At 40.3% G+C, this 8,119-nt stretch carries 8 protein-coding genes; 7 read left to right on the top strand and 1 reads right to left on the bottom strand.

Annotated elements, in window-relative coordinates:
- Positions 1 to 296: 296 nt before the first annotated feature.
- Positions 297 to 773 carry an N-acetyltransferase gene (locus ACQKFO_RS07200; protein ID WP_427597638.1) on the bottom strand — a complete coding sequence of 159 codons (477 nt, stop codon included), beginning with the start codon at positions 771 to 773 and terminating at the stop codon, positions 297 to 299.
- Positions 774 to 1,004: 231 nt separating this feature from the next.
- Between ACQKFO_RS07200 and ACQKFO_RS07195 the strand changes: the two genes are divergently transcribed.
- The 7 genes from ACQKFO_RS07195 to mraZ all read left to right on the top strand — a co-directional run bounded on the left by ACQKFO_RS07195 (position 1,005) and on the right by mraZ (position 8,107).
- Positions 1,005 to 2,354, top strand: coding sequence for an acetyl-CoA carboxylase biotin carboxylase subunit (locus tag ACQKFO_RS07195; RefSeq protein WP_427597637.1), 1,350 nt, complete (start codon positions 1,005 to 1,007; stop codon positions 2,352 to 2,354).
- Between the two features lie 96 nt (positions 2,355 to 2,450).
- Complete coding sequence (locus ACQKFO_RS07190) at positions 2,451 to 2,666, top strand: biotin/lipoyl-binding carrier protein (protein WP_427597635.1); 216 nt, start codon at positions 2,451 to 2,453, stop codon at positions 2,664 to 2,666.
- 85 nt (positions 2,667 to 2,751) lie between these two features.
- Entirely contained in the window at positions 2,752 to 4,293 is a 1,542-nt protein-coding gene (locus ACQKFO_RS07185) for an acyl-CoA carboxylase subunit beta (RefSeq protein ID WP_427597633.1), read from the top strand.
- 137 nt (positions 4,294 to 4,430) lie between these two features.
- Entirely contained in the window at positions 4,431 to 5,327 is an 897-nt protein-coding gene (locus ACQKFO_RS07180) for a ketopantoate reductase family protein (RefSeq protein WP_427597631.1), read from the top strand.
- Position 5,328: 1 nt separating this feature from the next.
- Positions 5,329 to 5,715: a DUF3397 domain-containing protein gene (locus ACQKFO_RS07175; RefSeq protein ID WP_148968654.1), complete on the top strand. Its 387-nt coding sequence runs from the start codon at positions 5,329 to 5,331 to the stop codon at positions 5,713 to 5,715.
- A gap of 90 nt (positions 5,716 to 5,805) precedes the next feature.
- Positions 5,806 to 7,425 (top strand): bacillithiol biosynthesis cysteine-adding enzyme BshC, encoded by a 1,620-nt coding sequence (gene bshC / locus ACQKFO_RS07170; protein ID WP_427597630.1) that lies wholly within the window; start codon positions 5,806 to 5,808, stop codon positions 7,423 to 7,425.
- 250 nt (positions 7,426 to 7,675) lie between these two features.
- On the top strand, positions 7,676 to 8,107 hold the full coding sequence (gene mraZ, locus ACQKFO_RS07165) for a division/cell wall cluster transcriptional repressor MraZ (protein ID WP_427597628.1): 432 nt from the start codon (positions 7,676 to 7,678) through the stop codon (positions 8,105 to 8,107).
- The last annotated feature ends 12 nt before the right edge of the window (positions 8,108 to 8,119 follow it).

Raw genomic sequence — 8,119 nt, 5'->3', positions numbered from 1 at the left:
ACCTTATGCTTGTCGCCTCTGGTCGAGCCGCCTCCGCTTTAGTTTTCATCCAGCTCCGGCGGCTAGAGGCTCGAGGTCATAAGTCAAACCTGCCAAAAAGGCAAAGAACGCCTTTCCGGCAGTTTCGCCTTATGCTTGTCGCCTCTGATCGAGCCGCCTCCGCTTTAGTTTCATTCAGCTTCGGCGGCTAGAGGCTCGAGGTCATAAGTCAAACCTGCCAAAAAGGCAAAGAACGCCTTTCCGGCAGGTTTGACTTATGCTTGTCGCCTCTGATCGAGCCGCCTCCGCTTTAGTTATTAACTGATTTTCTGTTCTTTCACTCCTTCAGGGAACCATACGTATGGATTTTCGCCTAAATCTCTTTCCACTTCATAAGTTACGGCTTCGAAGCCCATTTTATCCCAAAACCCCTGGGATTTGATACGGGAATTTGTTTTAATAGGTAAACCAAAGCTTTTTGCGAATTCTACCAGCATCTTTCCATAGCTTTTGTTTTGATATTTTGGTAATACTTCAAGCTTCCATAGCTCCAAGTAATTTTGGGGAGGATCGAAGTACTGATCAAATCGGGCATTGCGCTGGTACAAACTCATTCTCGCAACCAGCGTATCGCCAAAGTAAATTCCATAAAATGGTGACTCACTGTCGTTTTCAATGATGTTTGCTTGTAAGTCTTCTAGCATGGATAATTCCTGTACACCATATTCTTTAAATTTCTTAAACTCTTCAAGAGTTTTATAGTTTACTTTTAACTTCTCCACTTTCACTGCCATCGTATGACCTCCTAAAATGCTGAAAAATAAATCTGGAAAACATGATAAAACATGTATCCGTTTGCAACTGATCGTGTGATCAAGCAAGTATTTATTATTATTATATAACAAATAAACAAAAAATTCTGCACTTAATTAAGAAAACGTTTACAATAAAGAAGAAGGAATTCGACGATTTTTGTAGAATTCGTAATATGAACAGATGTGTTCTATAAAGAAAGGGGAGAGATTGTGCAGAAGATTCTAATTGCAAATAGGGGAGAAATTGCTTCAAGAATTATTAAAACCTGTAAACAATTAAACATTCAAACAGTCGCGGTTTATTCCGATGCAGATCAGGATATGCCCTTTGTTAAAGAAGCGGATATTGCTCACCGCATAGGTGAATCACAAGTGAACCGCTCATACTTGGTAGTGGACAATATTCTCGAAGTTGCAAAAAAGGAAAAAGTGGATGGGATCCATCCCGGATATGGTCTCCTATCAGAAAATGCGGACTTTGCCAGAAGAGTTGCAGAAGCAGGCATCACTTTTATTGGACCTGCTCATGATATCATCGAAAAGATGGGCGACAAGGTAGAGGCTAGAAGAGTGATGCAAGATGCGTCCGTACCAGTCGTGCCTGGAAGTGATGGAGGCGTGGATTCCCTTGATGCTGCCAAGAGTGTAGCAAATGAAATCGGTTATCCTGTTATGTTGAAAGCGAGTGGTGGAGGCGGGGGAATCGGTATGATTCGCTGTGAAAATGAGCAAGCGCTCGTTCAAAGCTTCGATTCTACTAAAAACCGGGCTAAAGCCTATTTCGGGAAAGAGGAAGTCTTTCTTGAGAAATGTATTGAAAATGCGAGACACGTTGAAGTGCAAATCTTTGGAGATCATCATGGGAATTTGGTCCATCTTTTTGAGCGTAATTGCTCTGTGCAAAGAAGAAACCAAAAAGTGATAGAAGAATCACCTTCCCCGGGCCTATCTCAAGAAACGAAGGAGAAAATGTTCGCATCTGCTATCCAAGCTGGTAAAGCAGTCGACTATACGAATGCTGGAACAGTGGAGTTCATTGTTGATGATGAGGAAAATTTTTATTTTCTGGAAATGAATACACGACTTCAAGTTGAACATCCGGTCACTGAAACCATCACGGGATTAGATTTAGTGAAGTGGCAGATTTTGGTATCTTCTGGAGAGGCTCTTCCTCTTTGCAAACAGGAGGAAATCCATGTAAACGGTCATGCTATAGAGTTCAGGGTATATGCTGAGGATCCAAAGACTTTTTATCCGTCTCCAGGTCAGCTGACGACCTTACGATGGGGTAAAGGGAATGATGTTCGAATAGATAGCGGTTATGAAGAAGGGAATAAAGTCACCCCTTTCTATGATCCGATGATTTCTAAATGCATCATCAATGGAGATGACCGTGAGGACGCGTTACATAAAGCCAAGGTCTTCTTTGAAGGGGTAACCATTGAAGGAGTTAAAACAAATGTCACTCTCTTCAAGGATATCATTGAAGATAGAGGCTTTATTGAAGGAACTTATACAACGAAATGGCTTCAGGACTTTTTAAAGGCCAACCAAACGTAAGAACAATAAATGCAAGGACATTATGCTAGTATCTGTAAAGAATTCAACTATAAGAGAACAATTCAACTATAAGAGAACAAACTGGAGGAATCAATCATGAAGGAAATTACATCATCAATGGCAGGAACGGTTTTAAATGTATTGATAGAACAAGGTGGAGAAGTGTCTGTTGGGGATACTGTCTTAATGCTTGAATCAATGAAAATGGAAATACCTGTTGAAGCTGAAACGGGAGGGAAGGTTTCTGAAATTAAAGTGAGTGTAGGGGATTTTGTCAATGAAGGGGATGTATTACTCGTTATTGAAGGTTAACTCGAGTATACAGACATTAAGTCAGAGATGGTGTGCTCATCTCTGACTTGTTTACGCATTTACATAAAACGACGGAGGGGATATTATGTCGACATCTAAAACGATCATCAACACTCTCGAACAAACGAGAGAAAAGATTACTTCGGGTGGACAGCCTAAATATCATGAGAAATTGAAAGAACAGAAAAAAATGTTTGTTCGTGATCGACTTCAACAATTATTTGATAATGGGGATTATCAGGAAGATGGTATGTTTGCAAACAATAAGGCCGAAGATCTGCCGGCGGATGGAGTCGTAACGGCAATTGGAAAGGTTGGAGGACAGACAGTTTGTGTCATGGCCAATGATTCCACAGTTAAAGCAGGATCATGGGGAGCGAGAACCGTAGAGAAAATCATTAGGATTCAAGAAACCGCGCTGAATTTAAAGGTGCCTATCTATTATTTAGTAGATTCAGCCGGAGCTCGTATTACCGATCAGTTGGACATGTTCCCTAATCGACGTGGGGCAGGTAAGATCTTTCATAATCAAGTGAAGATGTCAGGAATGGTTCCGCAAATTTGTGTTCTTTTTGGTCCTTCAGCAGCTGGTGGAGCGTATATCCCTGCTTTTTGTGACATAGTGATCATGGTTGATGGGAATGCGTCTATGTACCTTGGTTCTCCTCGAATGGCAGAAAAAGTGATCGGTGAGAAAGTAACGCTTGAAGAAATGGGTGGTGCAAGAATGCACTGCACTGTAAGTGGATGTGGAGATCTTCTTGCAGCTTCTGAAGAGGAAGCGATTGAAGAAGCGAAGAGATATTTAAGTTATTTCCCAGCGAATTATCAGAACAAGCCTGCCGTTAAGGAAGGTCTAGCTCCTAAGCATGAGAAGTTGTTAGAAGACATTATCCCGGAACATCAAAATGCACCTTTTAATATGTACGATTGCATCGATACATTAATTGATGAAGGAAGTTTCTTCGAAATGAAAAAACTTTTCGCTCCTGAATTAATCACGGGCTTCGGGCGAATGGATGGTAAAGTGGTCGGGATCATTGCCAACCAGCCAAAGGTAAAGGGAGGAGTCCTTTTCCATGATTCGGCGGACAAGGGGGCGAAATTCATCCAATTATGTGATGCCTTTCATATTCCGTTGTTATTCCTTGCTGATGTGCCCGGGTTTATGATAGGGACAAAAGTGGAGAGAGCCGGGATCATTCGCCATGGAGCAAAGTTGATAGCTGCCATGAGCTCTGCAACGGTTACGAAGATATCTGTCATTGTAAGAAAAGCATACGGCGCCGGTCTATATGCAATGGCAGGTCCAGCTTTTGACCCGGATGTTTGTATTGCCCTCCCTACAGCCCAAATTGCTGTAATGGGACCGGAAGCAGCCGTAAATGCGGTTTATTCAAATAAGATACAAGCTATCGAAGATCCAAAGGAGAGAATTCAATATGTTCAAGAAAAGCAGAAGGAATATAAAGAGCATATCGATATTTATAAATTGGCATCTGAATTAATTGTAGATGAAATTACAGCACCGAACGAGTTGCGTTCTGTATTAATTCAACGTTATAAACTTTACGAAACCAAAGATGTTCAATTTAGTGAAAGAAAACATCCTGTATATCCAGTTTAAACAACGTCAGGTATGGCTCGTTCCTTTGGGGACGGGTCTTTTCTTTCGAGTAAAGGATGATTCTTTTAGCCTATGGTTTTCTAGTTGCCGAAAATTTGGTAAACTATTCTTAAAATATGTACGAGTAAGGAGTCATTATGAAAATAGGAATCGTTGGAGGAGGAGCAGTTGGGCTTTTATTTGCAGGGTATTTGGGCCAAAAGTTTGATGTCACACTTATTGTAAGGAGAGAGGCACAGGTTCAGAGCCTGTTAACAAACGGTATAACTGTATATACAGGAGGCTCTTCATTCACAACGCAAGTCCACACCGACCTGCTTACAGACGTTTCCTTGAAGTTTGACTTCGTCATCGTGGCAGTGAAGGAATATGATTTGAAACCTCTGGAAAATGTGTTGAAGCTTTTGGACAAGAATCAGCCACTATTATTTCTTCAGAATGGGATTGGGCATTTGGAATGGGTGAAATCTTTGCCCCACCACAATTTACTAGCGGGTTCCGTAGAGCATGGCGCACTGAAAGAAAACGACCACACGCTCCATCATTTAGGAGAAGCAAAGACAAATATTGCTTTAATTAAAGGAGAATGGGGAGTTGTAGAAGAATTAGTATCACAGAGTATTCCTGGTTTTCCATTTTTATTAAAACAAGATTTTGAGGAAATGCTCCTAACCAAGTTATTCGTCAATGTTCTAATTAACCCCCTGACGGCTTTGGCCCGGGTAAGGAACGGGAAGCTGATTGAAAACCCTCATCTTCATCAATTACAACGGGACTTATTCCAAGAACTGCTACTCCTGTTTCCTCACATGGAAAGAATCGTTTCCTTTGAAGGGGTGAAGGGAATTTGCATCAATACATTCCAAAACAGGTCTTCCATGCTAAAAGACATTGAATCTCAAAGGAAAACAGAAATAGAGTCTATCTTAGGCGTCCTTCTGGAAAAAGCACAAAAAGAACACCATTTTGTACCCATCATGAATGTAATATACAGATTAGTTAAAGGAATTGAAAGAGAAGGTCTGGGGGGATAAAATGGCTTCAATTTTTTCGACCATCATTGCCATATTTGTGTTAATCCCATTCTTGGGATATTTCATCAGTTTCATTCTGGCGAAAGAGATCATGAAGAACCATCGCAAAGCCGTTCATCTGGCCATCGATGTAACTACCTTTCTATTAATCGTCTCAGTTCACTTCATCGTCATTGCCATTTGGCAAACCTCTTACCTATGGCTGATTTTCCTTATCATTTGCTCCATTGGAGTTCTATTTGCCATCATGTATTGGAAAGCAAAGGGGGAGATTCACTACCCTAAGGTGCTGAGAGGTTTCTGGCGACTGAACTTTCTCTTATTCTTTACGGCATACATAACACTGATGATCACAGGACTGATCCTCCGCATTCTTGATTTATATTAGTAATAACAACAGGCAAGTTTTTTCCTTTTCTTAATGTAGAATGATATACTCATCGTTAGGATATAAAGAGCTAGAAAAGGAGTCATTCAAATGGAAGTGGAAAGCTTAAACATTCCAGCAATAAATAAGTTCGCCTCTCAATATTTAAAACAAGAAGAGCCAGTCACTTCTTTTTTTCACTATAACGTAAACAGTTCTTCTGTCTATTCTGATCGGATGAAAGATTTAGCTTCTCGTCAGTATGAGAGAGAGGAGCTTGCAGAATGTATATCTTCTTATATGAAGTCATTGCCTTCATCTGAAAAAGTAGAAGAATCGTTGGGGAAATTGAGAAACGATGCCGTAACCGTCATCGCTGGGCAACAGGCCGGTCTAATGACTGGACCACTCTACACAATACATAAAATCATTTCGGTCATTCAACTAGCAAGGCAACAGGAAGCCGAGTTAAAGCATCCTGTTGTACCTGTTTTTTGGATTGCGGGTGAAGATCATGATTATCAAGAAGTGAATCATATATACGTAGAAAAAGGATCAAAGCTTGAAAAGGTTGGATATCCGGAGAGAGTAGTAGAAAAGAAAATGACCTCTCATATTACGTATGAAAAAACGGTTATGAAGAAATGGCTCCATGACATATTAGTGATGCTGGGAGAAACAGAACATACAAATCAGTTGTCATCTGAACTTACTAAAATGATTGAGGAAGAAGAGGATATTGTACGCTTCTTTGCCCATTTTGTGATGAGCTTATTCAAAGATTTCGGATTATTGGTCATCGATTCTGCGTATCCACTATTAAGGAAGCTTGAATCAAGACATTTTCACCATTTGATTGAAAACAGTCAATCCATCACAGGTAAAGTGCTTGAGCAACAAGAAGAAATCCGGAAAAATGGGTATGGAACTCAATTGGACATTTCCCCAATTGCCGCCAATCTCTTTATCCAACTTCAGGATGAACGTGCTTTGTTAGAAAGAGAAGGGAATAAGTTCTTTGAGAAGAGTAGCGGTAAAGCATATTCCAGTCTTGAATTGCTATCCATTCTGGATGAAAGTCCAGAATCATTCAGCAATAATGTTGTCACCAGACCCATAATGCAAGAATGGTTATTTCCAACACTCGCATTTGTCGCCGGCCCTGGCGAAATTGCCTATTGGGGTGAATTGAAAAAAGCCTTTGAATATGTGGACTTGAAAATGCCTCCGGTTGTCCCGAGGTTAAATATAACAATAGTGGAACGAGAAATAGATAAGAGAATCCAAGATCTTCAATTGACTCTGCATGGAGTGATTACAGAAGGAGTTTCTACGGCTCGTAATGCATTTTGGAAATCTCTCGAGCGCCCGGAATTAGAGTTTGAAATGAAGGAAATCCAGGAAGAACTGCTGCGTAAATATGAAAAGATTCGTGAACAGGCGGTCAGTATCGATCAAGGATTACATCCGATCATTGAAAAAAATCTTGAATTCCACCTGAGTCAATTCGATTATCTGCGCAACAAAGTGGACAGAGCCTTGAAGGATAAGAATTCATTAACCTTTAACCAATTCATGAAGGTGGAAAACAGCATCAGACCAAATGAAGGCCCACAGGAAAGAACGTGGAATATCCTTTATTTCTTAAACAAATACGGTCCTGATTTTGTAAAAGACCTGACACTTCTTGAATTCACATTTGATGGGACTCACAAAGTGGTATATATCTAATTGAAGACTCGTACGGTATTAAAAGTATCGACAAGTAAAAAAATAAAAGGACCTAATTCGCTTTATATTGCGAATTAGGTCCTTTTTACTTTGTATAAAGACAAATTTCACCTGTGAAAAATTGTCTGGAAAAGAGAGAAAAACACTAATGAAAAATAGAGGAAATATTTTGCAAGTGAAGAATTTAGAAAAGAGTGGAGAAAAGTGGGGGGATGTGGTACATTTGTGTTAGAAAGTGGGGGCAGTGCATATGTTCATGGGCGAATATCAACATAACATTGATAATAAAGGCCGTTTAATCGTACCTGCCAAGTTCCGTGATCACCTCGGAGATTCATTTGTCATCACCCGAGGGTTGGATCAGTGTTTATTTGGTTATCCCATGGATGAGTGGCGAGCTCTTGAAGACAAGCTCAAAGCCCTACCACTGACAAAGAAAGATGCCCGTGCCTTCACTCGATTCTTCTTCTCTGGAGCAACTGAGAGCGAATTAGATAAGACGGGTAGGGTGAATATTCCTGCTACACTTGTGAATTATGCACAATTAGATAAAGAATGCATTATTTTAGGAGTTTCCAATCGAATTGAGATTTGGAGTAAATCATTATGGGAAAACTATTTCACACAGTCTGAAGATTCATTTGCTGAGCTTGCAGAGAATATGGTAGGGTTTGATATTTAATCCCCCACAAAA

The organism is Rossellomorea sp. NPDC071047 (assembly GCF_050270195.1).
In the GTDB taxonomy this organism is placed as follows: domain Bacteria; phylum Bacillota; class Bacilli; order Bacillales; family Bacillaceae_B; genus Rossellomorea.
This window is presented reverse-complemented; position numbering and strand designations above follow the sequence as displayed.